The organism is Streptomyces sp. yr375 (genome assembly GCF_900110755.1).
Classification (GTDB): domain Bacteria; phylum Actinomycetota; class Actinomycetes; order Streptomycetales; family Streptomycetaceae; genus Streptomyces.
The window spans coordinates 277946-302843 of sequence record NZ_FOFF01000001.1 but is presented as its reverse complement, the minus strand read 5'-3'; the positions used below and the strand labels follow the sequence as shown (position 1 = coordinate 302843).

Annotated in this window: 23 protein-coding genes; 10 read left to right on the top strand and 13 right to left on the bottom strand. The window is 72.0% G+C overall.

Features of this window, described 5'->3' with window-relative positions; all coding sequences use genetic code 11:
* Nucleotides 1-181 precede the first annotated feature (181 nt).
* The 3 genes from BMZ82_RS01135 to BMZ82_RS01125 are packed head-to-tail and all read right to left on the bottom strand — an operon-like array spanning nucleotide 182 to nucleotide 3548.
* Nucleotides 182-931 carry a succinate dehydrogenase/fumarate reductase iron-sulfur subunit gene (locus BMZ82_RS01135; RefSeq protein ID WP_093770631.1) on the bottom strand — a complete coding sequence of 250 codons (750 nt, stop codon included), beginning with the start codon at nucleotides 929-931 and terminating at the stop codon, nucleotides 182-184.
* Nucleotides 928-2874, bottom strand: coding sequence for a fumarate reductase/succinate dehydrogenase flavoprotein subunit (locus BMZ82_RS01130; protein ID WP_093770629.1), 1947 nt, complete (start codon nucleotides 2872-2874; stop codon nucleotides 928-930). The genes BMZ82_RS01135 and BMZ82_RS01130 overlap by 4 nt, the downstream gene beginning before the upstream one ends.
* Nucleotides 2875-2876: 2 nt before the next feature.
* Entirely contained in the window at nucleotides 2877-3548 is a 672-nt protein-coding gene (locus BMZ82_RS01125) for a succinate dehydrogenase (RefSeq protein ID WP_093770627.1), read from the bottom strand.
* Between the two features lie 131 nt (nucleotides 3549-3679).
* Here BMZ82_RS01125 and BMZ82_RS01120 point away from each other — a divergent pair, with 131 nt between their 5' ends.
* The gene (locus tag BMZ82_RS01120) at nucleotides 3680-4564 is read left to right on the top strand and encodes a LysR family transcriptional regulator (protein ID WP_093770623.1); all 885 of its coding nucleotides are present in this window, start codon (nucleotides 3680-3682) and stop codon (nucleotides 4562-4564) included.
* A 4-nt stretch (nucleotides 4565-4568) separates the two neighbouring features.
* Here the strand turns inward: BMZ82_RS01120 and BMZ82_RS01115 are convergent, their stop codons facing one another.
* Nucleotides 4569-5459: an NAD(P)H-binding protein gene (locus BMZ82_RS01115; protein ID WP_093770621.1), complete on the bottom strand. Its 891-nt coding sequence runs from the start codon at nucleotides 5457-5459 to the stop codon at nucleotides 4569-4571.
* Between the two features lie 136 nt (nucleotides 5460-5595).
* Between BMZ82_RS01115 and BMZ82_RS01110 the strand changes: the two genes are divergently transcribed.
* On the top strand, nucleotides 5596-6423 hold the full coding sequence (locus tag BMZ82_RS01110) for a LysR family transcriptional regulator (RefSeq protein WP_093770619.1): 828 nt from the start codon (nucleotides 5596-5598) through the stop codon (nucleotides 6421-6423).
* A 22-nt stretch (nucleotides 6424-6445) separates the two neighbouring features.
* Here the strand turns inward: BMZ82_RS01110 and BMZ82_RS01105 are convergent, their stop codons facing one another.
* From BMZ82_RS01105 to BMZ82_RS01090, 4 genes are all read right to left on the bottom strand, one after another.
* The gene (locus BMZ82_RS01105) at nucleotides 6446-6832 is read right to left on the bottom strand and encodes a nuclear transport factor 2 family protein (protein WP_093770617.1); all 387 of its coding nucleotides are present in this window, start codon (nucleotides 6830-6832) and stop codon (nucleotides 6446-6448) included.
* A gap of 62 nt (nucleotides 6833-6894) precedes the next feature.
* Entirely contained in the window at nucleotides 6895-9030 is a 2136-nt protein-coding gene (locus BMZ82_RS01100; protein WP_093771093.1) for a putative bifunctional diguanylate cyclase/phosphodiesterase, read from the bottom strand.
* On the bottom strand, nucleotides 9027-9839 hold the full coding sequence (locus BMZ82_RS01095) for an SAM-dependent methyltransferase (protein ID WP_093770615.1): 813 nt from the start codon (nucleotides 9837-9839) through the stop codon (nucleotides 9027-9029). The genes BMZ82_RS01100 and BMZ82_RS01095 overlap by 4 nt, the downstream gene beginning before the upstream one ends.
* A gap of 325 nt (nucleotides 9840-10164) precedes the next feature.
* Nucleotides 10165-11166, bottom strand: a complete 1002-nt coding sequence (locus BMZ82_RS01090; RefSeq protein WP_093770613.1) for an SCO0930 family lipoprotein — start codon at nucleotides 11164-11166, stop codon at nucleotides 10165-10167.
* A gap of 298 nt (nucleotides 11167-11464) precedes the next feature.
* Here BMZ82_RS01090 and BMZ82_RS40135 point away from each other — a divergent pair, with 298 nt between their 5' ends.
* The 3 genes from BMZ82_RS40135 (at nucleotide 11465) to BMZ82_RS01075 (ending at nucleotide 13673) form a co-directional block, all read left to right on the top strand.
* Nucleotides 11465-12097 (top strand): hypothetical protein, encoded by a 633-nt coding sequence (locus tag BMZ82_RS40135; RefSeq protein ID WP_177244309.1) that lies wholly within the window; start codon nucleotides 11465-11467, stop codon nucleotides 12095-12097.
* A gap of 21 nt (nucleotides 12098-12118) precedes the next feature.
* Complete coding sequence (locus BMZ82_RS01080) at nucleotides 12119-12883, top strand: bestrophin-like domain (RefSeq protein ID WP_093770609.1); 765 nt, start codon at nucleotides 12119-12121, stop codon at nucleotides 12881-12883.
* Nucleotides 12884-13124: 241 nt separating this feature from the next.
* A complete protein-coding gene (locus BMZ82_RS01075; RefSeq protein WP_093770607.1) occupies nucleotides 13125-13673 on the top strand; it encodes a hypothetical protein in 549 nt (182 codons plus the stop codon).
* Between the two features lie 87 nt (nucleotides 13674-13760).
* Here the strand turns inward: BMZ82_RS01075 and BMZ82_RS01070 are convergent, their stop codons facing one another.
* Nucleotides 13761-14267, bottom strand: coding sequence for a hypothetical protein (locus BMZ82_RS01070; RefSeq protein WP_177244323.1), 507 nt, complete (start codon nucleotides 14265-14267; stop codon nucleotides 13761-13763).
* A 334-nt stretch (nucleotides 14268-14601) separates the two neighbouring features.
* Here BMZ82_RS01070 and BMZ82_RS01065 point away from each other — a divergent pair, with 334 nt between their 5' ends.
* Nucleotides 14602-15273 (top strand): class F sortase, encoded by a 672-nt coding sequence (locus BMZ82_RS01065; RefSeq protein ID WP_093770603.1) that lies wholly within the window; start codon nucleotides 14602-14604, stop codon nucleotides 15271-15273.
* A 33-nt stretch (nucleotides 15274-15306) separates the two neighbouring features.
* Here BMZ82_RS01065 and BMZ82_RS01060 read toward each other — a convergent pair whose 3' ends face one another.
* Together BMZ82_RS01060 and lysX are read right to left on the bottom strand one after the other, a co-directional pair.
* Nucleotides 15307-16146 carry a polysaccharide deacetylase family protein gene (locus BMZ82_RS01060; protein WP_093770601.1) on the bottom strand — a complete coding sequence of 280 codons (840 nt, stop codon included), beginning with the start codon at nucleotides 16144-16146 and terminating at the stop codon, nucleotides 15307-15309.
* Between the two features lie 129 nt (nucleotides 16147-16275).
* Nucleotides 16276-19566, bottom strand: a complete 3291-nt coding sequence (gene lysX, locus BMZ82_RS01055) for a bifunctional lysylphosphatidylglycerol synthetase/lysine--tRNA ligase LysX (RefSeq protein ID WP_093770599.1) — start codon at nucleotides 19564-19566, stop codon at nucleotides 16276-16278.
* Nucleotides 19567-19880: 314 nt separating this feature from the next.
* Between lysX and BMZ82_RS01050 the strand changes: the two genes are divergently transcribed.
* Complete coding sequence (locus BMZ82_RS01050; protein ID WP_093770597.1) at nucleotides 19881-20363, top strand: universal stress protein; 483 nt, start codon at nucleotides 19881-19883, stop codon at nucleotides 20361-20363.
* Between the two features lie 49 nt (nucleotides 20364-20412).
* On the opposite strand, the gene BMZ82_RS01045 is transcribed toward BMZ82_RS01050, so the two are convergent.
* The gene (locus BMZ82_RS01045) at nucleotides 20413-21618 is read right to left on the bottom strand and encodes a CapA family protein (protein ID WP_093771091.1); all 1206 of its coding nucleotides are present in this window, start codon (nucleotides 21616-21618) and stop codon (nucleotides 20413-20415) included.
* A gap of 222 nt (nucleotides 21619-21840) precedes the next feature.
* Between BMZ82_RS01045 and BMZ82_RS01040 the strand changes: the two genes are divergently transcribed.
* The 3 genes from BMZ82_RS01040 (at nucleotide 21841) to BMZ82_RS01030 (ending at nucleotide 23887) form a co-directional block, all read left to right on the top strand.
* A complete protein-coding gene (locus tag BMZ82_RS01040) occupies nucleotides 21841-22416 on the top strand; it encodes a sigma-70 family RNA polymerase sigma factor (RefSeq protein ID WP_093770595.1) in 576 nt (191 codons plus the stop codon).
* A gap of 148 nt (nucleotides 22417-22564) precedes the next feature.
* Nucleotides 22565-23080 carry a hypothetical protein gene (locus BMZ82_RS01035; protein WP_093770593.1) on the top strand — a complete coding sequence of 172 codons (516 nt, stop codon included), beginning with the start codon at nucleotides 22565-22567 and terminating at the stop codon, nucleotides 23078-23080.
* Nucleotides 23081-23221: 141 nt separating this feature from the next.
* Nucleotides 23222-23887 carry a zf-HC2 domain-containing protein gene (locus tag BMZ82_RS01030; RefSeq protein ID WP_093770591.1) on the top strand — a complete coding sequence of 222 codons (666 nt, stop codon included), beginning with the start codon at nucleotides 23222-23224 and terminating at the stop codon, nucleotides 23885-23887.
* Nucleotides 23888-23969: 82 nt separating this feature from the next.
* Here the strand turns inward: BMZ82_RS01030 and BMZ82_RS01025 are convergent, their stop codons facing one another.
* Nucleotides 23970-24833, bottom strand: coding sequence for an Fpg/Nei family DNA glycosylase (locus tag BMZ82_RS01025; protein ID WP_093770589.1), 864 nt, complete (start codon nucleotides 24831-24833; stop codon nucleotides 23970-23972).
* Nucleotides 24834-24898: the final 65 nt, after the last annotated feature.

The following is a 24898-nucleotide window of genomic DNA, read 5'->3' as shown; positions in this document are numbered from 1 at the left end:
GGTGCCGCCGGGTCTGTTCTTCCTACGCCGGTTGGCGCGCCGGTGACCTGTGCCAGGAGCGGGGATGTGGGCTTGCTGAACGGCGGGAGCCGACCCCCGAAAACCGAGACGGGGCCGGAAATGAGCACCACTCCCGGCCCCGCCCGCCCGCACTCTTCGGCGAACGTTCACTTGAAGCGCGCTACCGCTTCCCCACCGTGCGCGTGGCCCGCAGCCACTCCCGGTTCATCCCGGTGATGGACACCAGGGGAATCCCCTTGGGACAGGCGGTCGCGCACTCACCCGTCAACGTGCACCCCCCGAACCCCTCCGCGTCCATCTGCCCCACCATGTCCAGCACCCGCGTCTCCCGCTCGGGCGCTCCCTGCGGCAGCACGTTGAGGTGGTTCACCTTGGCGGAGACGAACAGCATCGCCGCCCCGTTGGGGCAGGCGGCGACACACGCCCCGCACCCGATGCACTCGGCGTGCTCGAACGCGAAGTCGGCGTCGGGCTTGGGCACCGGCGTGGCGTGCGCCTCGGGCGCTGCGCCGGTGGGAGCGGTGACGTAGCCGCCGGCCTGGATGATCCGGTCGAAGGCGCTGCGGTCGACGACCAGGTCCTTGACGACGGGGAAGGCGGCGGCCCGCCACGGTTCGACGTCGATCGTGTCGCCGTCCCGGAAGGACCGCATGTGCAGTTGGCAGGTGGTGGTCCGCTCCGGTCCGTGCGCGTCGCCGTTGATGACGAGGGAGCACGCGCCGCAGATGCCCTCGCGGCAGTCGTGGTCGAAGGCGACCGGGTCGTCGCCGCGCAGGATGAGTTCCTCGTTGAGGGTGTCGAGCATCTCCAGGAAGGACATGTCGGGCGAGATGCCGTCCACCTCGTACGTGGACATGGCGCCGTCGGCGTCGGCGGCACGCTGCCGCCAGACGCGCAGGGTGAGCTTCATGCGTAGCTCCGCTGGGTGGGGTGGACATACTCGAAGACCAGGTCTTCCTTGTGCAGTACGGGAGATGAGCCCGTGCCGGTGAACTCCCAGGCGGCGGCGTAGCCGAACTCCTCGTCCCGGCGGGCGGCTTCACCGCCTGAGGTCTGCGACTCCTCGCGGAAGTGGCCGCCGCAGGACTCGGCGCGGTGCAGTGCGTCGAGGCACATCAGCTCGGCGAGTTCCAGGTAGTCGACGATCCGGTTGGCCTTCTCCAGGGACTGGTTGAACTCCTCGCCGGTGCCCGGGACCTTGACGCGCCGCCAGAACTCCTCGCGGATCTGCGGGATGCGCTCGAGTGCCTTGCGCAGCCCGGCGTCCGTGCGTGCCATGCCGCACAACTCCCACATCAGTTCGCCGAGTTCGCGGTGGAAGGAGTCGGGGGTGCGGTCGCCGTCGACCGACAGGAGCAGGTTCAGCCGGTCCTGGGTGTCGGCCAACAGCTCCTGCACGACGGGGTGTTGGTCGGTGACCGGGTCCTGGCGGGGGTGGCGGGCGAGGTAGTCGTTGATGGTGGCGGGCAGGACGAAGTAGCCGTCGGCCAGGCCCTGCATCAGCGCGGACGCGCCGAGCCGGTTCGCGCCGTGGTCGGAGAAGTTGGCCTCACCGATCGCGAACAGGCCCGGGACGGTGGTCTGGAGGTCGTAGTCGACCCACAGGCCGCCCATCGTGTAGTGCACGGCGGGGTAGATCCGCATGGGGACCGTGTACGGGTCCTCGGCGGTGATCCGCGCGTACATGTCGAAGAGGTTGCCGTACTTCTCCTCGACGGCCCTGCGGCCCAGCCGTTCGACAGCGTCGGCGAAGTCCAGGTACACGCCCTGCCCGCCGGGTCCGACGCCCCGGCCCTCGTCGCAGACGTTCTTGGCGGCGCGGGAGGCGATGTCGCGCGGGACCAGGTTGCCGAAGGACGGGTAGCCGCGCTCCAGGTAGTAGTCGCGCTCGTCCTCGGGGATCCGGTTGGGCGGGCGGTCGTCGCCCTTGGCCTTCGGCACCCAGATCCGCCCGTCGTTGCGCAGCGACTCGCTCATCAGCGTCAGCTTCGACTGGTGGTCGCCGGTGCGCGGGATGCAGGTGGGGTGGATCTGGGTGAAGCAGGGGTTGGCGAAGTACGCGCCCCGCCGGTGCGCCCGCCAGATCGCGGTGGCGTTGGAGTTCATGGCGTTGGTCGACAGGTAGAAGACGTTCCCGTAGCCGCCGCTGGCGAGGACGACGGCGTCCGCGAAGTAGGTGTCGACTCGCCCCGTGATGAGGTCCCGGGCCACGATCCCGCGCGCCCGCCCGTCGACCACGATCAGGTCGAGCATCTCGGTGCGCGGGTGCATCTCGACGTTCCCGGCGGCGATCTGCCGGCTCAGCGCCTGGTAGGCGCCCAGCAGGAGCTGCTGGCCGGTCTGGCCGCGGGCGTAGAACGTCCGGGACACCTGGACGCCGCCGAAGGAGCGGGTGTCGAGGAGACCGCCGTACTCCCGCGCGAAGGGCACGCCCTGCGCGACGCACTGGTCGATGATCTCGACGGAGATCTGCGCGAGGCGGTGGACGTTGGACTCGCGCGCCCGGAAGTCGCCGCCCTTGACGGTGTCGTAGAACAGCCGGTGGATCGAGTCGCCGTCGTTGCGGTAGTTCTTCGCCGCGTTGATGCCGCCCTGCGCGGCGATGGAGTGGGCGCGGCGCGGGGAGTCCTGGTAGCAGAACTGGACGACGTGGTAGCCCTGTTCGGCGAGGGTCGCGCCCGCCGAACCGCCCGCGAGGCCGGTGCCGACGACGATCACCGTGTGCTTGCGCCGGTTGGCCGGGTTGACCAGCCTGGCCTCGAAGCGGCGGGTGTCCCAGCGGTCGGCGACGGGGCCGCCGGGGGCCTTGGTGTCGGCGAGGGGCTCGCCGGTCGGGAAGTCGGTGTAGGTCATCTTCAGCTCACCACTTTGGTCATGACGCCCACGGGCACGGCGAGGAAGCCGGCCGTGAGCAGCAGCGCGAGGACGTTCGCGGCGGTCTTGAGGGCGCGGTCGCGGGTGCGGCTGCCGACGCCGAGGGTCTGGGCGGCGGCCCAGAAGCCGTGCCGTACGTGCAGGCCGAGCGCGAGCATCGCGACGATGTAGACGACGTTGCCGTACCAGGTGGAGAAGGTGTCCACGACGTTCTGGTACGGGTGGCCCGGCTGGAAGCCGCCGCTGTGCACGGTGCCGGTCGTCAGGTCCAGGATGTGCCAGACGATGAACAGGCCGAGGATGATCCCGCCCCAGCGCATGGTGCGGGTGGCGTAGCTCGCCCGGCGCTTGCGGTGCACGTACCCGCCGGGCCGGGCCCTCAGGTCGCGGCGGCTGAGCTGGTAGGCGGAGACCGCGTGGGCGACGACGGCCACGACCAGCACCACGCGGACCAGCCAGAGCGTCCACTCGTAGTGCATGAACGGCTCGCCGACCGTGCGCAGCCAGTGCGCGTAGTGGTTGAACTCGCCCGGCCCGAAGAAGATCTTCAGGTTTCCGATCATGTGGACGACCAGGTACAGCAGCATGGTCAGGCCGCTGACGGCCATCACCGTCTTCTTGCCGACGGAGGAGTCCCACACGGTGCGCGCCATCGACGGCCGTCGGTCCGTCCGCGTTGCCAGAGCCATGGCCACGACGCTAGAGCCGGGCGACCCCATCGGTCCAAGACATGGTCCGGCTCGTTTCCATAGCCTGTGCCTATCATGGCTCGTATCATGGCCGGATGCAGTTCCAGCAGCTCCAGTACTTCGTGGCGGTCGCCGAGACCCGGCACTTCACCCGGGCCGCCGAGCTCGTCCATGTCGCGCAGCCCTCGCTGTCGCAGCAGATCAAGGCGCTGGAGCGGGAGTTGGGCGCGGATCTGTTCCTGCGGGCGCGCGGCAACATCACGCTCACCGACGCGGGCGAGGCGCTGCTGCCGCTGGCCCGGCGGATCCTGGCGGACACCGAGACCGCCCGGTACGAGGTGCAGGAGCTGGTGCAACTGCGCAGCGGGCGGGTGCGGCTGGGGGCGACGCCGAGTCTGTGCACGGGCCTGCTGCCGGACGTGCTGCGCGCCTTCCACGACCGCTATCCGGGCATCCGGCTGCTGATCGAGGAGGGCGGCTCGCACGACCTCGTCCGGGAGCTGGCCCGCGGCGCCCTGGACCTGGCCCTGGTCGTGCTGCCGCTGCCGACCCCGTCCCCGGCGCTGACGACGGTGGAACTGCTGCGGGAGGACCTGGTCGTGGTGTCCTCCCCCGAGTCGCCCAAGCCGGGCGGCGGCCACCGGACCGTACGGATCGCCGAGTTGGAAGGCGAGCGCCTTGTGATGTTCCGGCACGGCTACGACCTGCGGGAACTCACCGTGGCCGCATGCCGGGCGGAGGGGTTCGAGCCGGACTTCGCGGTCGAGGGCGGGGAGATGGACGCGGTGCTCGGGTTCGTACGGGCCGGGCTCGGGGTGGCCGTCGTCCCCCGCATGGTGGCCGCCCGCTCGGGCCGGGGGCTACGGGTCACCCCGCTCACCCGGCCCGGCCTGCACCGCACGATCGCCCTCGCCCACCGCAGCGACGTGGCTCCGCCGCGCGCGGCACGGGAACTCCAGCGGATGCTGCTGGAGCGGTGAGCGGTCAGGCCTCGGTCGCCGGTCGCAGCACCTCCTCGCACCACTGGCGGAAGGTGGTGGGCGCGAGGTCGGGGGTGGGGAGCTGGGAGACGCCGTAGAAACCCTGCTCGTTCTGGGCCGTCACCATGTCGGCGTAGGAACGGACCCAGCCCTCGACCGCTCCGGTACGCAGGAGCCCCGCTCCCAGCTCGGTGACGGGAACGAACCGGGTGCGCACGGGCCGGCCGAGCACCTCGGCGAGGACTGCGGCCATCCCCTCGGGGGTCAGGTCGTCCGCGCTGACCAGGGGGACGTCCGCCCGCCCGGTCCAGGAGTCGTCGAGCAGCAGCCGGGCCGCCGCAGCGCCGACGTCGCGCGTGGCGCACAGCCGCAGCACCCGGTCGGTGACGTGCGGGGTGGCGAACACGCCGGTGTCACGGATCGCGGCCGCCTGGCGGAGCGTGTTCTCCATCAGGGCCGGCGGGCACAGCGCCCGGTAGTGGACGCCGGTGGCGGCGATCCGCTCGTCCATGGCGAGGCCGGCGGAGATCATCCCGGCGTTCCGGGCGACTCCGCGGCCGAGGGTGGAGACGGCCACCACCCGCTCCATGCCCTGCGCCTCGATCACCTCGCACAGCCGGTCGGTGAAGGCGCCGTAGTACGCCTCGGAGTCGGGCGCGGCCGGGTTCGGCGGGAGCAGCCAGAACACCTGGTCGGCCCCCTGACAGGCCTCCTTCAGCACGCCGGGGTCGGCGTGCGACCCCTGGACGACCTCCACGCGCTCGCGCACCTGCGGGGCGAGCGCGGCGGGGTCGCGGGCGATCACCCGGACCGGTACGGAACCCTCGCCGGCGTCGAGCAGACGGGCGAGGACCTCGCGGCCGATCTGCCCGGTGGGTGTGGTGACGACGATCATGAACTGCTCCAGAAAGAAAGGCGGTTGGGATGTCGTCGAGCCTGCTGCCTGGCGCCGCCGAACTGAAGGACCGTTGCGCTCACGGTTGTTACCCTCAGGGCAATACCGGACCGAAAGGCGACCGAGGGAGCCGTCCATGGAGTCCCGTCCGCTGCGCTACTTCGTCGCCGTCGCCGAGGAGCTCAACTTCGCGCGCGCCGCTGACCGGTTGGGCATCTCGCCGCCGCCGCTGTCCCGGGCGATCCGCCTGCTGGAGACGGAGTTGGGCGTCACCCTCTTCGCGCGGACCACCCACAGCGTGGCGCTGACCCCGGCGGGGACCGTGCTGCTGACCGAGGCCAGGACGGCGCTGGACGCGCTGGAGGCCGCCGCCCGGCGGGCCCGCCGGGCGGCCGACGCGGAGCCGAAGCTCGTCCTGGCCATGAAGGCCGACGGCGACGCGGGTCTGCTGGAGGCGCTGTGCGCACGCTACGCGCAGGAGCCGGCGGCGCTGCCGGTCGCCATCCGGCTGTCCCGCTGGCAGGAGCAGCCCCGGCTGTTGCGGCTCGGCGAGGCCGATGCCGCCCTGATCTACGAGCCGTTCGACCGCACCGGCCTCGACGCCGAGACGCTCGCCACCGAGCCGCAGGTCGCCGCGCTCGCCGCGAGCCACCCGCTGGCCGCCCGTGACCGCCTGGTCCTGGCCGACCTGGGCCTGCACCCCGGCGAGCTGCCGCGGTACCTGCACGAGATCCGCTGCCAGGGCCACGACCTCGCCCAACTGCTCACCCTGACCGGCCTGGGCCGCGTCATGCCGCTGCTGCCCGCCTCCGTCGCCGTCCGCTACCCCCGCCCGGGCGTCGTCTACCGCCCGGTGTCGGACGCCCCGCCCGCAGTCCTGATGATCGCCTGGCCGCAGCAGTCCCGCTCGACGGCGACGGCCGCCCTGGTCCGGGCCGCCGCGTCGGTGGCGGAAGCGGGCTGACGGCCGGGGGGACGAATGCGTGTCACGCCGCCTCGGGCGGTACCGGCGTCCCCTGGTGGTAGTACATCCGCCAGCCCGTCTCCTCGCTGCGCCTGCGCCACAGCGAGCTGCGGCGGGCGCGGTGGCCGTCGAAGTCCGTCTCGTAGGTGAGGTGGACCAGGCCGGGGGCCAGCAGGACGCCCTCGATCGCCGACGGCTCGTAGCGGGGGCCGGCCTGCGCGCTGCCCGCGTGCTCGGGCAGCCAGGCCAGCATGTCCGCGTACGTGTAGCGGCGGCCCGAGGAGCCGACCTCCACGAACTCGGGGTCGAGCAGCCGCTCGAAGCGGGCGCGGGAGGCGCGCACGGCGGGGTCCAGGAGGGCCAGCTCGCCGGCGATCGCCTGGCTCACAGCGTCGTTTCCATGGGTCACCCACCTATCGTCGCGGGTGACCCCCACCCGCCCGCAACCGAGTTACGCCGGCCCCGCCCCGCTCACCCCGTCGCGTCCACCAGGGCCAGTTCGTGGAGGCGGTCCGCCGGGCCCGGGCGGGCGTAGTACCAGCCCTGGGCCGTGTCGCAGCCCAGTATGCGGAGCTGCTCGGCCTGCGCGCCGGTCTCCACGCCCTCCACCGTGACCGCGAGGTTCAGGCTGTGGGCGAGTGACACGATCCCCTCGACGATCTTGAGGTCGACGGGGTCCGCCGGGAACTGCTGCATGCCCTGGGTGAAGGAGCGGTCCAGCTTGAGCACGCTCACCGGGAGACGGCGCAGGTTGGCCAGGTTGGAGTAGCCGGTGCCGAAGTCGTCCAGGGCGATGTCGACGCCCATCTCGGCGAGCCTGCGCAGCGGTTTGAGCAGGTCGTCGTCGGCGCCGATCAGCGCCGACTCCGTCACCTCCAGGCACAGCGCCTCCGGTGCGACGCCCGCCCGTTCCAGGATGTCGACGGTGTCCTGCACCAGCCCGGGGTGGGTGAGCTGGCACGGGGAGAGGTTGACGTTGATGCGGACCGGGGCGGTGTCGCCGTTGCGCTCCCGCCACTCGCCGGCCTGCCGCACCGACTCCTCCAGGACCCAGCGGCCCAGCGGCACGATCAGCCCGGTGTGCTCGGCGAGCGGGATGAACCGGTCGGGGCCGAGCACCCCGTGCTGCGGGTGCAGCCAGCGCACCAGGGCCTCCGCGCCGCGCACACTGCCGTCGCCGAGGTGGACGAGCGGCTGGTACTCGATGAAGAACTCGCCCCGCTCCAGGGCCGCCGGAAGCGCCGTGGTCAGGCCGTGCCGGGTGATCGCGCGGGCGTCGGCCTCCGGGTCGGCGAGCTCGAAGCGGTTGCCGCCCGCCGACTTGGCCCGGTACATCGTGATGTCGGCGCTGCGCAGCACCTCCGCCGCGCTGCGCTCCCCGGCCGGCCCCTCGACGATGCCGATGCTGCCGCGCACGGTCAGCTCACGGCCGTCGATGCTGACCGGCGCGAGCAGGGCGTTCATGATGCGCGCGGCGAGTTCGTCGACCTCGTGGCGGGTGTCGGGGCCCGTGGTCAGCGCCACGAACTCGTCGCCGCCGAGGCGCGCGACCATCTCGCCGGGCGCCGTCGCGCAGGACTGAAGCCGGTCGGCGACTTCGACGAGCAGCCGGTCGCCGGCCGCGTGGCCGAGGCTGTCGTTGATCGTCTTGAAACCGTCCAGGTCGAGGTAGCACAGTCCGAAGCGCTGGCCCGGACCGGCCCCGAGCGCCTTCTCGAGGCGTTCGAAGAACAGGGTGCGGTTGGGCAGGCCGGTCAGCGCGTCGTGGGTGGCCTCGTAGCGCAGCCGGAGGTTGAGCAGCCGGCGCTCGGTGGTGTCCTCCATCAGGGCCAGCGTGTACTGCGGTTCGCCGTCGGCGTCCCGCAGCAGGGAGACCGTCAGGTTGGTCCACAGGACCGTGCCGTCGGGGCGGCTGAACGCCTTCTCCGTGTGGTAGTGCTCGCGGTCGCCGCGCACGAGTTCGTCGTAGAGTTTCCAGGTCTGCGGCGCGTCCTCGGGATGCGTCAACTCCTGGACCTTGCGGCCGCGCAGGGTCTGCTCGGAGCCGCCGAACATGCGCAGCAACGCCCCGTTGATCTGCTGGACGTTGCCGTCCAGGTCGGCGATGCCGATTCCTATCGCGGCGCCCTCGAAGACCGCGCGGAAGCGGGCCTCGCTCGCGTGCAGCGCCTGCGCGACGACGCCCTGGGCGCGCAACGCGGCCTGGGCGATGGCCTCCTGCTCGGCGAGCGTGCGCTCGCGCAGCGCCTGGGCGAACCCGGCGGCCATGGCGTGCTGCAACCGTGAGGCGCGGGTGCGCAGGTCCTCCTGGGGGCCGTCCTCGCCGCAGTAGAGCACCAGGTAGGCGTCGACGCAGTCGAGGGAGCTGCTCAGCGCGTCGGGGTCGGTGCAGTGCGCGTCGACGAGGGCGGCGCCCACCGTCTTGCCCGCCTCCGCGTCGAAGGCCCGCTCCAGCAGTGCCTCGCGCAACCGCCGGGCCAGCGGCAGGAGTTGCTCTTCGAGCTCGGGCCGGGTGAGCGACGTCGCGGTGACCGGGTACACGGCCCGGCTCCAGATCGTCACGAACCGTCGCAGTCTGCCCTCCGGACCGTCCGGCTCCGCACTCACGCCGTACGCCCCACGCCGGCGAAACCGGAGAAGCCCCACGGGTCCTCGTCCTCCGGCGCCGTGTCCGGCCGCCAGAGCGGCATCGGCACCAGTCCCGGTTCCACCATGTCGTACCCCTCGAAGAACCGCTCGATCTCGGCACGCGAGCGCATGATCAGCGGGTTGCGAATGTCCTTGTACACGTCCACCGCGCCCTGGGCCCGCTCCGGCGGCAGCGGGATTCCCTCGTACGAGGCATGCGTGAGCACGAGCAGACTGCCCGGCGCGAGCGCGGCGGCGAACTCGGCGACCGTCGCGTACGGATCGTCCGCGTCCTCCACGAACTGCAGTATCGCCACCAGCAGCAGCGCCACCGGCCGCTCCAGGTCGATCAGTTGCTCCACCTGCACGCTGCCGAGAATCTCCTGCGGCTTGCGCAGATCGGCGGCCACGACACCGGCGTCGGCGTTGCCCGCCAGCACCTCCTGGCTGCGCGCCACGGCCACCGGGTCGTGGTCGACGTACACCACACGCGCCCCGGGGCTGGCCCTCTGCGCGACCTCGTGGACGTTGCCGAAGGTGGGGATTCCGGAGCCGATGTCGAGGAACTGGGTGATGCCCTCGGCCGCCGCGTACCGCACGGCGCGGCGCATGAACGCCCGGTTCGCCTGCATGATCTTCGGCAGTCCCGGCATGAACTCCATGGCCCTGCGGGCCGCTTCCCGGTCGACCTCGAAGTTGTGCGAACCGCCCAGGTAGTAGTCGTTGATCCGCGAGACGCTCGGCACCGAGATGTCGATGCTCCGAGGTGCCCAGGCGGGACGCTCCATCTATCTCTCCAAGGCGTAGGCGATCCGGTGTTCGAGCTGAGGCTACTGATCGCCCGCCAAACGGGCGAGTGGAAACGGAAATTGACCGTCCGTTCCCGGTCACTGCCTGCGGCACGTGCCGAATCGGCGACCCCCGAGGGGCTACGAAAAGTGCCCGAGGTGTTCCGGAGCATTCCGGAGCGGCCCACAGGGCGGCGAAAGTCTACGCACAGGATGCGGGTGGCGGACAAGCACAACGGTCCGCCCCCTCCGTGCGGCGCGGAGGGGGCGGACCTGAGGTCGTGCGCGAGGGGCAGTTACGGGATCGGCCCTGGGGGGAGTGTCCCTACTGCGCCGGCGCTCCGACCAGCTTTCCGTCGGGCGCGACGGCGTACCACGTGCCGCCCACACCCTGGCCGTTGGTGTCGCCGGGGGCCTTGTCACCGGTGAAGGTGTAGATCGGCGAGCAGTTGACCGTCTGCTGCTTGACGCCGTCGCCCCGGGTGAAGCTCATGAGGCCCTTCTTCTGGACGCCCTCGGTGTCGTTGGCCTCGACCGGCGCGACGACCGGCCACTTCTCCAGGCAGGCGCCGTTGCAGTTCGACACCGGCTTCGGCCACGCCTTGTCCTTGAGGAAGCGGTAGACCGTCATGCCGTTCTTGTCGACGACGATGTCGCCGAGCTTGGCGTCCTTGCGCACGGACAGGCCCGCCAGGTCGGAGGACGACGAGGAGGAGGAGTCGGACTCCGCCTTGGCCTTCTTGCCGTCGGGGGCCAGCGCGAACCACTTGTTGCCGACGCCCTGACCGGTGGTGTCACCGGGGTTGGCGTCCTTCGCGTAGTAGTAGGCGGGCCAGCCGCCCACGGTGAGCTGCTTGCTGCCGTCGGCGCGGGTGGTCTCGCCGAGCAGCGACTTGTCGATGCCGTCGCCGGCGCTGATGTCGTCGGCGGACACCGGCGGCCAGGTGGTCGCGCAGTCGCCCTCGCAGTTGGACTTCGGGGGCTCCGCGGTGTCCGCGTCGAAACGGTAGAGGGTTTTGCCGGCACTGTCGGTCAGAATCTTGCCGAGCTGGGCGTTCGCGGAGATGGCCAGCTCACCGGCGTCGGTGGACTCGGCACCGGTGTCGGTGCCCGTACCCGCGCCGACACCGGCCGGGGCGCTGGCGCTCGCACCGGCGCCGACACCGCCGTAACCGCTGCCGACGCCCGCGATGCCACCGGCGGGAGCCGTGGCCCCGACGTTCTGGCTCGACGCCGACGTGCCGCTTTCCGATCCGCACGCCGTAGTCAGCGCCAGAACGGCCACAGTGCCCGCCGCGAGTGAGGCGCTCCGCCAGGTGGTCTTCATCGTCAACAACTCCCCGATCGTCACAAGGGTGTTGCAGCGCCCTGCTGCGCCGCCGCACGGTCCTGAATACGCAGGGGGGCGGTCGTTGCGTTCAAACCCGGCACGAAAATCTTTCCGCGACCTGTGATCGGCCTCCGGATCGGCCTCCGAATCGGCCCCCGGATCGGCCCCCGAATCGACCAGGCATCCGACCCGTATTCCGGCCCGGTCAAACCTCCGGAACCGACCTTCACCCGTTCGGGGCAATCCCTACCGGACAAGGGCGTACGCCGGTGCGCGGGGGCGCATGATCTTCGTCGTGCATGGACCCGAACTGACCCGATCCGCCCTCGTCACCAGGGCGTTGGCCCTGGTGACCGTGGCCTGGATCCTCGCGGCCGCACCGGCCGGGGTGGCCGCGGCCGACGCGTGCGCGTACGCCTCGACGGGCCCGGACGGCATCGAGGTGGTGGCCGTCGCGGGGAGTCACCCGTGGCCCCCGTGGCCGACGCCCCCGGTGTGCCACAAGCCGACGCCCACGCCGACCCCCACGCCGCCGGAACCGCCGCCACCGCCCGAGCCGACACCGACCCCGCCGCCGAAACCCACCCCCGAGCCGCCGCCCGCGCCGACGCCGACCCCCAAGCCCCCGCCGCCCCAGCCGCGCCCGAAGCCGCCGCAGCCCCCACCGGCGCCCGCGCCGCCCCGGCCCGCGCCACCGCTCCCCCGGCCGGCTCCCCCACCGGCGCCGGAGCCCACGCCGACCCCCACCCCCGTGCCCACGCCGACGCCCACTCCCACGCCGCGCCCCTCCGTGACCCCGGTGCGCTATCCGGCGTACCACCCCTCGGCGCAGCAGCGGCCGGCCCGTGGCGGCCAGTCGCCGGTCACCTACGTCCTGCTCATCACCGTGCCCGCGGTGATCGCCGTCGCCGCCCTGCGACCGCGTTAACGCCGATGCTGGAGGCATCTCTTGCCGGAATGGCTTGTTCTCACCCTCGCGATGCTCGCCGCCTGCGCGGTGGTGGTCGTCGTCACCCTCGTACGGCACCGCAGGGCGCCCGAGGACGAGGACCCCTCCGAGACCCCGGACGTCATCGAGTACATGACGATGTGGATCGGCGTGGTGTACGCCATCGTCCTGGGCCTGGCCATCGCGGGCGTCTGGGAGGCGCGCAGCGTCGCCCAGGACCACGTCCAGGCGGAGGCCCAGGCCCTGCACGAGATCTCGGAGCGGGTGCGGGTCTATCCGGCCGACACCCGTGACCGTATTCGGGAGGACGTCAACGCCTATGTCGGACACGTCGTCACCGTCGAGTGGAAGAAGATGGCCGACGACGGCGAGGTGACGAAGCGCGGCGACGAACTCCTCCAGCGGGTCCGGGTCGACGTCACCGACTACCAGCCGGCCACCGACTTCCAGGCGCAGGCCTATCAGCCGCTCCTCGACCAGATGGCCGCCGCGGACCAGGCACGCAACGCCCGCGCGGAGTCGACCGGGGCGACCATGCCCGGCGTGGTGTGGTTCGGGCTGCTGGCCGGGGCCGCGATCACCATCGGCATGGTCTTCGCGCTGCAGATCCGGCGCACGCCCCGGGAACTGGTCCTGGCCGGACTGTTCTCGGCGCTGATCGCCTTCCTGCTCTTCCTGATCTGGGACTTCGACGCGCCCTACAGCCGGGGCATCACCGCATCGGCTGAACCGTTCCTCCACCTCTTCCCGCACCTCACGGGCTGAGGCTCCTCACGGGTCGACGCCCGCTCCTGCCAGGTTCCCGCGCCGGGGGACGGCCGCCACGCCGCGGCCGTCCCCCGGTCGTATGAACGGCGTCCCCTGTGCGGCCCACCCGCTTGCCCCATTCGCGCTACCCCGATCGCGCAGGCGCACACCTGTTCCTAGCGTTTCGGTCATCGAGGTGCATTTACGGCGCAAGCGGAAAAGGTCCGCGGGCTGCTCCTCGGGGACCGGAGGATCCACCATGCGCGCGATACGCGTCGCTTCGGCCGCTCTGCTGGGGCTCACCGCCCTGACCTTCTCCGCACCCGCCGCCGTCGCCGTCGCCGGTGACGGCGACGACAACCACTACGTCATGTCCGACGGCTACAGCGCGCTGCCCTCGACCATCGCGGCCGGCGGCCGCGTCACCCTTCAGGTGGACCGCGGCGCCAGTGGCTGCCGCAGCTCCGTGACGGTCTCGTCGGAGGTGTTCGGCACCGTCGTCATCCCGAAGGGGTCCTCGTCGGCGGTGGCGCTGGTTGACTGGGAGGCCCGGGCGGGCGCGTCGTACCGGGTGACGTTCGGCTGCGGCGGCCTCAGCGCCGTCAAGGAGCTGACGATCGCGGGCGGCCGTCCGGCCCCTGTCACGCCGGAGTCGCGTCCGGTGCCTCAAGGGGTGCACGCCGGTGAGGGCGGCAGCGTCGCCGGGTTCGACCTGAAGGAGATCGGGGCGGGCGCCGCGCTCATCGCCGGATCGGTCGGCGCCGCGTACTACTTCGCCCGGCGTCGCGCCGGTGAGGACGCCGGCTGACGGGCGCAGCTCTTCGCCCCGGATCCCAGCAGGGACCGGGGCGAAGACCTGTGCCGCGTGCGGTCGTTCGAGGGGGCGGGGTGGGGCTCAGATGTGGCGCTCGGCGCGCCGCCGCATCCAGAACAGGCCACCGCCGACCAGGGCCGCGGCGACGAGCCCGCCGCCGATGGCCATGTCGGTCGGGGTGGCGCCGGTGGTGGTGCTGCCGCCGAGTCCGCCGCGGACGCCGCCGATGACGGTGAAGGCGGCGGGGCGGGTCAGCGGTCGTCCGGAGCAGGTGACGGTGATGTCGTAGGCGCCCGGCTGGGCGTTGTCGTTGATGGTCGCCGTGCCCTTGGCGGTCTGGTTGGCGCCGAGGAGCGACGTCAGGGGGGCCGTCCCGAAGGCGGGCGACGTCATGGTGCCGCCCCCGGGGCAGCCGTCGACGGTGACGGTGATCTGGCCGCCGCGGGCGATGACGCTGGGCAGGACGACGATGTTGCTGGGGTTGGCCCCCATACCGTCCCGGGCGATGGCCGTGGGTGCGGCGAGGCCGAGTGCGGCGACCGCGGCGGCTGAGACCGCCGAGGCCGCCAGGACACGAGTGGTTCGCATGTGTTCCTCCGCGGAAGGCGCCCCGGGGCCCGTCCCCGGCATGTCGGCGAGAAAGCACCTCCCGAACAGACCCTCAGATGCCGTGCGCGCGCCCGCATTTCGGGAATGGTCCGTCCTGGTGAGAGGACACGCCGAGCGAAATGCACACAATTGGATATCGCCGCAGGTCACGGACCGTCAGAAAATTCCTGCCGTCGGCAACTCGGATGGCGCACCGAAGGGCGTCGGTGCCACCCGTTCGCCGCTGCCCCGTCGCCGGTTTCCCGCTCGGGACTTAGCGTTCTCATATGCGCGAAAAGGACGTGGCGACGGCCGCGTCGAAAGGGGATGGCGAATGTCTGCGTACGAGCTGTCCGAGGCGGCGGAGGAAGAGGAGCGGCGGAAGAAGCGCGCCCCTTGGGGGGTGATAGCGCTTGTTCTGCTGACCGGTCTCGCGCTCATCCGGAACGGGTCGGGAGAATTCGACATCGGCCCGCCGCAGCCGGCTTCGGCGGCGGCGGCGGACAGCCGCGCCGCCGTCGGCGTCTTCGGCACGGTGGCGGCTCCGCTGCCGTACGCGGTGCCGACCCGGGTGCGGATCCCCGCGATCCGGGTGGACGCGCCGGTCATGGCGGTGGGTCTGGACACGGACGGCTGGGTCGGCGCGCCGCCGCCGGAGGACCCGAACCTGGCCGGCTGGTTCACCGGCGGGGTCTCGCCCGGCGAGAAGGGCACGGCGGTCGTCGTCGGCCATGTCGACAACAAACTGGGACCGGCCGTCTTCTACGGTCTCGGGGCGCTGAAGAAGGGAAACCGCGTCGAAGTGGCGCGGCAGGACGGAAAGACCGCGGTCTTCGAGATCTACGGCATCGAGGTCTTCGCGAAGAACAATTTCCCCGGCGACCGCGTCTACGCCTCCAAGGGCTCTCCCGAATTGCGGGTCATCACCTGCGGCGGCGGTTTCTCCAAGGCGAACGGATACGACGGCAACGTCGTCGCCTTCGCCCGCCTGGTCGAGGTCCGCTGAGCGGTTTCGACCAGGCGGGAAAAGGGGCTCGCGTCAGGTGTACGGGCGGTGCGGGACGGTGATCTCGTAGCCGGAGTTCAGGAGCTGCGGCAGATAGGTGCGCAGTGCCCGCACGCTCTGGGAGCGGTCGCCGCCGGCGTCGTGCGAGAGCACCACGACGCCGGGGGCGGCGCCGTGCTCGACCCGGTCGACGATGGAGCGGGTGCCGGGGGTGGTCCAGTCGAGGGTGTCGACCGTCCAGGCGAGGGGGTCCATGCCGAGTTCGGCGCCGAGTTGGAAGGCGGCCCGGTTCCAGGCGCCGTAGGGGGCGCGGAACCAGCGGGGCCGCTCACCGTAGCCCTCCTCGATGACGTCGCTGGTGCGGGCCATCTCGGAGTGGATCTGGCGGCGGGTGAGCTTGGTGAGCAGGGGGTGGGTCCAGGTGTGGTTGCCGACGATGTGGCCCTCGTCGGCCATGCGTTCCAGCAGGTCCTGGTTGTCGACGGCCATCTCCCCGCACACGAAGAACATCGCGCGTACGTCGTACTCGGCCAGCGTGTCGAGGATGCCGGGGGTGTAGCGGGGGTCGGGGCCGTCGTCGAAGGTCAGCACCATGGTGCGGCCGGGGCCGGTCATCTTCAGCAGCGGTTCGCTGCGTACCGGGGTGCGGGCGGGCGCGGCGCGTGGGGGGCCGTAGCCGGTCAGCGGCTGGAGGCGGTAGGCGGAGGGCTTCAGCGGGAGGCTGCGCGGCGGGGCGCCGGCGGCGGGGGCGGCGGCCTTGACCGGTTCGGCGTCGCCGCCCCACCCGAACACTCCGGCCGTGCCGACCGCTCCGACGGCGGCGGCGCCGGCGAGCAACGCCCTGCGCCGGGTGAACAACTGATCCTTCTTCATGCAGTCATGAGTCGCCCGGCAGAGCCCCGACGCACCACACCGGCACCGTTGTGGCGGCACGTTTCCACCCGGGCGGCGCAACTACGGCCCCGGACGGGCGACCGGGGCGCGTCGGGGGTGTCGTACCGGTCAGCGGTGTCGGACCAGGGGGAAGGGGAGGGTCTCGCGGATGGTGAGGCCGGTGAGGAACATGACGAGGCGGTCGACGCCGAGGCCGAGGCCTCCGGTCGGGGGCATCGCGTATTCGAGGGCGTCGAGGAAGTCCTCGTCGAGTTCCATCGCCTCGGGGTCGCCGCCGGCGGCCCGCATGGACTGCTCGGTGAGACGGCGGCGTTGTTCGACGGGGTCGGTCAACTCCGAGTAGGCGGTGCCCAGTTCGGTGCCGAAGGCGACGAGGTCCCAGCGTTCGGCCAGCCGGGGGTCGGTGCGGTGCTGTCGGGTCAGCGGTGAGACGTCCGTGGGGAAGTCCTTGTAGAAAGTGGGGAGTTGGGTCTTCTCCTCGACGAGGCGTTCGTACATCTCCAGGATGACGTCGCCGCGCCCGTCGTCGGCTGTGTAGGGGATTTTGGCGCGGTCGCAGTGCCGGTGCAGGACCGTCAGGTGGGTGTCGGCGTCGATCTCCTCGCCGAGGGCCGCCGAGATCGCGCCGTGGACCGTACGGACCGGCCACGGCCCGGAGATGTCGTACTCCCGCCCGTCCCTGCGGGCGAGCGGCGCGCCGAAGGCGGCCGTGGCCGCGCCCTGGATCAGTTCGCGGGCCAGGTCGAGCATCACGTCGTAGTCGGCGTACGCCTGGTAGGCCTCCAGCATCGTGAACTCGGGGTTGTGCTTGTGGGAGACGCCTTCGTTGCGGAAGGTGCGGCCCATCTCGAAGACCTTCTCCAGGCCGCCGACGCACAGCCGTTTCAGGTACAGCTCGGGGGCGATGCGCAGGTGGAGGTCGAGGTCGTAGGCGTTGATGTGGGTGGTGAAGGGGCGGGCGTTGGCGCCGCCGTGGATCTGCTGGAGGATCGGCGTCTCGACCTCGAGGTAGCCGCGCGCCAACAGGCCCTGGCGCAGGGCCTGTACGGCGGTGGAGCGGGCCCGGACGACGTCGCGGGCGGCGGGGCTCGCGACCAGGTCGAGGGAGCGCAGCCGGACCTTGGCCTCCGGGTCGGTGAGGCCGCGGCGTTTGTCGGGCAGGGGGCGCAGGCACTTGCCGGTGAGCTGCCAGGACGTCACGAAGACGGTCGGTTCGCCCCGGTCGCTGACGCCCGTCCGGCCGGTCGCGCAGAGGTGGTCGCCGAGGTCGGTGTCGGTCCGGAAGGAGCCGAGGGCCTCGCGGGTGAAAGCCTCGCGAGTGAGGGCGAGTTGGTGGTCGCCGGACCAGTCGCGCAGGGTCACGAAGACGATGCCGCCGAAGTCGCGGACGCGCATGATCCGGCCGGCGACGGTGACCGGCTCGCCGGTGGGGAGCCCGGCGAGGGCGGCGAGGGTGTGGGTTCGGGGCGGGACGCCGACCGGGTAGGGGTCGGTGCCCGCGGCGCGCAGCCGGTCGAGTGTGCGGTGCCGGACACGGACCTGTTCGGGCGGGCCCGCGCCCGGCCCGCCGGCCCCGGCCTCGTCCTCTCCGTCGGGGCCGAGCGCCGCGGGGGACGGCAGGGCTTCGGTGGCGGCGGGGCGCGGCCCGCTCTTCGCCAGCCGCTTGCCCCACAGTTTGCGCAGGGAGGGTACGGAGACGAAGCCTTCGGCGATGCCGGAGGCGAGGCCGACCCGGGCGAGGGAGCCGGCGTCGCCGTAGCAGAGGAAGCGGGGGTACCACGCGGGGCGGTACTTGGCGTTGGAGCGGTAGAGGGCCTCCAGTTGCCACCACCGCGAGAAGAACAGCAGCAGGCGGCGCCAGAGCCGCAGGACCGGTCCGGCGCCGATGCGGGCGCCCTCCTCGAAGGCCGAGCGGAAGACGGCGAAGTTCAGGGAGATCCGGTGGACGCCGAGCTTGGGGGCGGCGGCGCACAGGTCGGCGACCATGAACTCCATGACGCCGTTGGGGGCGGAGCGGTCGCGGCGCATCAGGTCCAGGGAGATGCCGTCCGTGCCCCAGGGGACGAAGGAGAGCAGGGCGAGCAGGCGGCCGTCCTCGTCCAGGGCCTCGACGAGGAGGCAGTCGCCGTCGGCGGGGTCGCCGAGGCGGTCCAGGGCCATGGAGAAGCCGCGTTCGGTCTCGGTGTCGCGCCAGGCGTCGGCGCGGTCGACGATCTCCTCCATCTCCTGGTCGGTGAGGGTGGAGTGGCGGCGGACCCGGCAGGTGGCGCCGGTGCGGCGGACCCGGTTCACGGCCTGCCGGGTGACCCGCATCTCGCGTCCGGCGAGCTCGAAGGCGGCGACGTGCAGGATGGCCTCGTCGCCGAGTTGCAGTGCGCCGAGGCCGGCCCGGGCGAAGGCCTTCGCGCCGTCCTCCGAGGCGCCCATGACGGCGGGCGCCCAGGCGTGCCGGCGGGCCGTGTCCAGCCAGGCGGCGATGGCGTGCGGCCAGGCCTCGCGGTCGCCGACGGGGTCGCCGCTGGCGAGGCAGACACCGGCCTCGACGCGGTAGGTGACGGCGGCTTTGGCGCTGGGCGAGAAGACGACGGCCTTGTCGCGCCGGGTGGCGAAGTAGCCGAGGGAGTCCTGGTCGCCGTAGGCCTTCAGCAGGGCGCGGATACGGGACTCCTCGTCGCCGTGCAGGGCGGCTTCCAGGCGCTGGGAGCGGAAGAGGGTGGCGGCGGCGTTGAGCAGGGCGAGCGCGCCGAACAGGCCGAGCAGGAAGAACAGGGCGTGCGGGGGGCGGCCGTCGAAGGAGCGGGACGAGACCAGGCCGCCGAGGACACGGCTCGCGGCCCAGCCGAAGCGTTGGCCTCGCGGCAGGGTGCCGGGGAACAGTTCCACCAGGCCCCAGCCCGCGAGGATCGCCAGGACGAGCCCGGCGCACAGCACGGCGAGCGCCCGCCGCAGGGCCGCGCGGCGGGAGGCGGCGTAGAACTCCGCGCGGGCGACGACCAGAAGAACCAGCGCGAGCGCGCACACCACGAGGGACGGCACGGACTCCGCGTACAGCCCGAGGGCCACGCCGAGGACGTCGGTAAGCACGAGCAGGCCCAAATAGACGACGACCAACCACCATGCGACCTTCTTACGGGCGGCGGTGGCGGCGGCGAGCAGAAAGAGAAAGACGGCGTAGGCGAGGTTGGCACTGACCGGCACGACGGTGAGATCCAGAACCCGGACGACCGGCCGCAGCAGCCGACGCAACGGCGGCACGAGCGCAAGCAGCACACAGAGCAGACCGAGCGCCCCGAAAAACCCGGCAAACCCTTCGGGCACCCGACCGACATGACGCCCCGCGCGCCGCGGTGGCGACCCCGGGGTGTCCTTGGCCGCGGCTCTCTCCACGGTGGCACTCATGCTCCGACTGTAGGAACACGGACGCCGGGCCGCCCGTCGAGCGGGCTGCGCAGGGGGACCGCTCAACGGGCGGCCGATCGGGTCGATTGGCTTTGAGCAGCTCGGTCACGTCGGTCACGTCGGTCACGTCGGTCACCTCGATCGGAGCGATCAGGTCCATCGGGGCGCAGGACGGCGACGGCACCGGGTCACCCCGCGTTTGTGCCGTGAACCCCCGGGTCGGGCCAGGGCGGTGCTGGCCGATGCTCGCCGGTGCTGGCCAGTGCTGGTCGGCTCTGGTCGGACCTGGGGGTTCCGATAGCCTCTGGGCCGTGATGGAACAGGATGCGCAGCAGCCCTCGCGGGAGCCCTCGGGTCGGTTCGAGCGGGGGACGGACGGGCCCAAGGTCATCCTTGTCGGTGTGGACGGCTCCGACTCCTCGCTGCGGGCCGCGGCCTACGCGGGCGGGCTGGCCCGGCGTCAGCACGCGCTGCTCGCCGTGGTGTACGTGCAGCCGGTGCCGGCGGCGGGCGCGGCGCTCGGGGTGCCGGTCGCGGAGGCGACCGACGCGGTCGCCGAGGACCTGATCGCGCAGATCCGGGAGGCCACCGAGCGGACCCGGGGGATATTCGACGTGCGCTGGGAGTTCCACACCCTCCGCGGCGACCCGTACCACGGCCTGGCGGACGCGGCGGACCAACTGAAGGCGGACGCGGTCGTCGTCGGCGCCTCCGAACAGGCCGGCCACCGCATCGTGGGCTCCGTCGCGGTACGGCTGGTGAAGGCGGGGCGCTGGCCGGTGACGGTGGTGCCGTAGCCACCTGCCGTAGCCCCCCGCACCGGCCGCCCCCGCACTCCTCGGTGACCTACTCCCCCATCACCAGCCCGTCCTTCGCCGCGCCCCGGCTCAGGACCACGTCCCGGATGCGGTCGCGGACGCCCTCGACGCCGGCGCCCTGGGTCAGGGCCTGGTTGAGGTTGATGACGCGGCCGGCGTCGATGTCGAACATCTGGGGGACGAACTCGGCCTTGCGGACCTCCCAGCGGGCGCCGTGGCGGGTGGGCGGGGCGAAGGTGAAGCGGGCGATGGTGGACTGGTTGCCGCGGGGGTCCTGGACGCCCTGGTAGTTGGACATCTCGCCGGCGATCTGGTCGCCCATGCCGTAGACGACCCAGGTGCCGTTGACCTTCTCGTAGGCCTGCGGGACGTGTGCGTGGGTGCCCAGGATCAGGTCGATGTCGGGGCGGCCGTCGGTGCGGGAGGCGGTGAGCGTGCGGGCCAGGGTGAGCTGGCGGTCGTCCGGGGCGTCCTGCCATTCGGTGCCCCAGTGCAGGGAGACGACGACCACGTCGGCGCCCGCTTTCCGGGCCGCCCTGGCGTCGGCGACGATCCGGTTCTCGTCGATGAGGTTGACGGTCCAGGGCTGGCCCGGCGGGAACGGGTAGCCGTTGGTGTCGTAGGTGTAGGCGAGGTGGGCGACCCTCGCCGGGCCCGCGCGCAGGAGCGTGACCGCGGTGGCCTCGGCCTGGGTGCGCGCCGTGCCCGCGTGCCGCACGCCGGCGCCGTCGAGCGCGTCGAGGGTGCGCTGTACGCCGGCGGCGCCGTCGTCGAGGCTGTGGTTGGAGGCGGTGGAGCAGCCGTCGTAGCCGGTGGCGGCGAGGGCCTGGGCGATCTCGGGCGGGGACTTGAAGGCGGGGTAGCCGGTGTAGTCGCCGTTCGCGCCGTAGACGGTCTCCATGTGGCACAGGGCCAGATCGGCGCGGGAGACGACGGGTTCGATGCCCGAGAGCATCGGGCGGAAGTCGTAGCCGGTGCTGCCCGTACTGCCCATACCTCCGGTACTGCCGGTACTGGCGATACCGGTTGTGTCGGCCGCGTCGAAGCGGGCGCGGTCGATGACGCTGGTGTGCGGGAGGATGTCGCCGGAGGCCACGAGGGTGAACCCGCGGGCGGCGGACGGCGCCGGGCGGCCGGGCCGCTCGGCCGACTGATGCTCTCGGGCCTGGCAGGCGGCGGCCGACGTGAGGACGACCGTCAGGGCCAGGGCCACTTGGTGTCTGCGTGCGATCACCTGGTCACCCCACTTCACAATAATTGTCATATTTACGCACGTATCACTACTAATCCATGAGCGGCGGCGGACCGCTCCGCCGCTCCCTTCGGCCGGCCCCGATGCCCGCGATCGGCGTAGCCCGGACCGTTCGTCGAACCGTTCGCCGACGCGATCGACCGTCCGCCGCAGATCCCGGTGCGCACCCTGTCCCGAACCGGCGCACTGCGGTGCCATACGCCCATGACCGCCGGAACCACCCTCGCCGCGACCGAGCCGACCACCAGGTCGACGACCGGTTCGACCACCGCCGAGCATGAGCTCGCCGCGCTTCAGCGCGAGCACGGCCGGTCGCTCTTCGCGCTGCTGCTGAGGCTGTCCGACGGCGACCGCCAGCGCGCCGAGGACCTCGTCCAGGAGACCCTGGTGCGTGCCTGGCAGCACCCCGAGGCGCTGCGCGCCGGTGCCTTCGACTCCGTACGGCCCTGGCTGCTCACCGTGGGCCGGCGGCTCGCCATCGACGCGCGGCGGGCCCGGCAGGCGCGTCCGGCCGAGGTCGGGGACGCGGTGCTGGAGAACGCGCCGGTGTACGCCGACCACGCCGAGCGGGCGGCCGCCGCCCTCGACGTGCGCGAGGCTGTGAAGACACTCACTCCGCAGCACCGTGAAGTCCTGGTGCTGGTGTATTTCCGAGGGGCGAGTGTGGCGGAGGCCGCCGAGGCCCTCGGGATTCCGCCGGGTACCGTGAAGTCCCGCGCGTATTACGGGCTGCGCGCCCTGCGCCGGGTGCTTCCGGGCTATGCGGCCGACCTGCGCTGAAACCCACGGCTGAGTAAAGCCTCCGTAAAGCGCCTTGCCGAGGACCCCCTTTGAGTAATCGGGTGTCCTTATCCGTGTTCCGGTTGGGGTCCCGGCCAGGGATCCCGGCATCGGGCGACGCGCACGCACCGGAGGAAGGCAGGAAGGGATGCTGCACAGAGGTCACCAGGACACGGACGGCACCGGCGGCGGGGAACTCACCGTCCCCATGGCCTGGTTGTACGCCGAGTACATCGCCGACGAACTGCTGCGGACCGGCGATCTCATGCCGCCGACGTCTTTCGAGTTCCGCGCCGGGCGCGACGCCCTGGCGCTGACGATCTTCCTGTCCGACACCGACGGCGAACTGCCCGGCATCCGGGTCGTGACCCAGTTGGAGACCTGGCTTTCGCTCACGGCGTACGACCAGCCGTGGCAGGACTGGGTCGGTGAACGTATGTCCCAACTGACGGCTGAAGCCGCCGAGTCCGACGGTCCGGTTCCGGATCTCGAACTGGCGGCCGCGGCCTGGCGCTGGCTGGAGGAGACGGAGCTGCTGGCTCCCGACCTCAACGCCGTGCCGGGCGGTGCGCCGGTGGTCGGCGAGGACGACGGACCGAAGGTCTGGACACCCGCCTGGCAGCTCGGACTGCCCCTCGGCCACCTCGCGATCCATCTTTTTTAGATTCGCACCAATCCGCGGGCCGGTCCGCTCCGAACATCTGGGTCACGATTCGGTACGTGGCTTGAGTGATTCGCCGTCCGAGTGCGTACCGATGGGAGCAAGGAGTAACCCCACTGGCACTCAACGGCACGAGGTTTCGGCATGAGGTCCCTGGAAAGGCATCGCGACGTCGGCGCGTACGCGCTCGGCGTGCTGGACGAGACGGAAGCCTTCCGCTTCGAGGATCACCTCATGGAGTGTCCTCAATGCGCGGTGCAGGTCACCGAGTTCGGCCCCACCGCCCGGCAGATGATGCTCTACCGGCGCGCCACCCCGCGCGCCGTGCACCCCTTCGCCGGGCCCGGCCCGCAACTGCTGGACCGGCTGCTCGGCGAGGTGGCGGCCCGTCACCGGGCCGTGCGCCGACGGGTGTTGTACGCGGTTGCCGCCTCGGTGGTGGTCGCCCTGGCCGGTCCGGTGCTCGCGATGACGATGGGCGCCGGCGGCGGCGACGGCGGCGAGGACCCCGTACGGGTCACCGCGACGGACGAGAAGTCCGGGGTGTGGGCGCAGGTCACCACCGAGAACGAGACGTGGGGCAGCCACGTGGAGCTGAAGGTCAAGGACGGGGCCGGCCCCCGCTCCTGCCGCCTGATCGCCATCGGCGTCGACGGCTCCGAGCAGACGGTCACCAGTTGGACCGTCCCCGAGCACGACGCCCGCCCCAACACCGTGCAGGGCGCCGCGGCCTGGAACACCGACGAGATCGACCACTACGAGCTGCGCACGGCGGCCGGCGAGCACCTGGTGACCCTCCCGGCCCACTGACGTCGGCCCGAAGTGAGTTCAGGTCACTTCGTGCCTACCTCAGCAGTCGGATACGTCAGCAGTCGCGTACATCGACAGTCGGTTATTTCAGCAGTCTGGACAGTCGGCGGTCCGCCAGCGGCTTGCCGCCCGTCTGGCAGGTGGGGCAGTACTGGAGCGAGGAATCGCTGAAGGAGACCTCGCGGACGGTGTCGCCGCAGACCGGGCAGGGTTCGCCGGTGCGGCCGTGGACCCGCAGGCCGCTCTTCTTCTCGGCCTTGAGCCGCCCCGCCGCCAGACCCCGTGAGCGCTCGACCGCCTCCGTGAGCGTCGTGCGCAGGGCCTCGTACAGGGTGTGGGTCTCCTCGGGTGTCAGGGACGCGGCGAGCTTGAAGGGGGACATGCGCGCCGCGTGCAGGATCTCGTCGCTGTACGCGTTGCCGACGCCCGCGATCAGGCTCTGGTCGCGCAGGGCGCCCTTGAGCTGACGCCGCTCCTCGGCGAGGAGCGCGGCGAAGCGGGCCTCGTCGAAGTCGGCGGCGAGCGGGTCGGGGCCGAGCCGGGCGACGCCGGGGACCTGCCGCGGGTCGTGGACGACGTACACGGCGAGCCGCTTCTGGGTGCCGGCCTCCGTGAGGTCGAAGCCCTCGCCCGTCTCCAGGGCGACCCGCAGGGCGAGGGGGCCCTTGCCGGGGCGGGGCGGGCCGTCGGGGAGGCGGTCCTTCCAGTGCAGCCAGCCCGCGCGGGCCAGGTGCGTCACGAGGTGCGGGCCGTCGCCGGTCGCCAGGTCGAGGAACTTGCCGTGCCGGTGCACGGCGGTGACCTCGCGGCCCTCCACGGCGGTCACGGGCGGGTCGTACGTCTTCAGCACGCTGATCGCGACGGGCAGCACGCGCACGATCTCGTGGCCGACGACATGCTCGGCCAGGAAGTCCTTCAGCGCTTCGACCTCGGGAAGCTCGGGCATACGTCCAGAGTGCCACGAGGGGTCACCGGCCTCCCGTCCACACATCCACACGTCACCGGTCCCCG